Origin of the sequence: Streptomyces sp. CLV115 (assembly GCF_038448545.1) — a bacterium.
In the GTDB taxonomy this organism is placed as follows: Bacteria; Actinomycetota; Actinomycetes; order Streptomycetales; family Streptomycetaceae; genus Streptomyces; species Streptomyces sanglieri.
In genome coordinates this window covers 1-686 of the sequence record NZ_JBCEWQ010000362.1, presented here as the reverse complement: position 1 = coordinate 686, position 686 = coordinate 1, and the positions used below count along the sequence as shown (strand labels likewise).

The window sequence follows — 686 nt, the reverse complement described above, 5'->3', positions numbered from 1 at the left end:
GGCACTACGGGTGTGCCGGGAGGGCGGGTTCGACGGGTGTGCCGGTGCCGCGCGGCGCCCGTGAGTCACGTCCGACGGGAGCACCGGCCCCGTCCCCGGTCCGGTTCGCCGCGCTGGGGGACTCGTTCACCGAAGGGGTCGGCGACCCGGTCCCCGGCGGCCTGCGGAGCTGGGCGGCGCTGCTCGCGGAGGGGGTCGCCGACGGACGGCGGGGCGTGGAGTTCCGCGACTTCGCCGTCAGCGGTGCGCAGTCCGGCGACGTCCGGGACCGGCAGGCCCCGGCCGCGGCGGCGTTCCGGCCGCACCTCGCCTCCGTCGTCGTCGGCGTCAACGACACCCTGCGCCGCACTTTCGACCTGCCGCTTCTCGCCCGGCGCCTGCACGAGGTCCACGCACTGCCGGCGGGGGCGGTGCCGTGTTCCTGACCGTCTGCCTGCCCGACCCCGGCGCGATGCTCGGGCTCCCCGCCCCGCTGGGCAGACCTCTGGCCCGGCGACAGGCCGCGGTGAACGCCGTGGTCCACGCCCTGTCCGAACGCCACGACGCGGTCCATCCGCGCAGGGGGGACCGGGCCTGGGTCGAGGACCGCTCGCTGTAAAGCCCCGACCGGCTCCACCCGGCCGAACGCGGACACCGTACGGTCGCGGCAGGTTTCCACCGGCTGCCGGCCGCCCCCGGCTCGACCC

General features: G+C 77.3%; 1 pseudogene. It reads left to right on the top strand.

What is annotated here, in order from left to right:
- Positions 1-113 precede the first annotated feature (113 nt).
- A pseudogene (locus tag AADR41_RS42145) lies at positions 114-686 on the top strand (SGNH/GDSL hydrolase family protein); the annotation flags it as partial.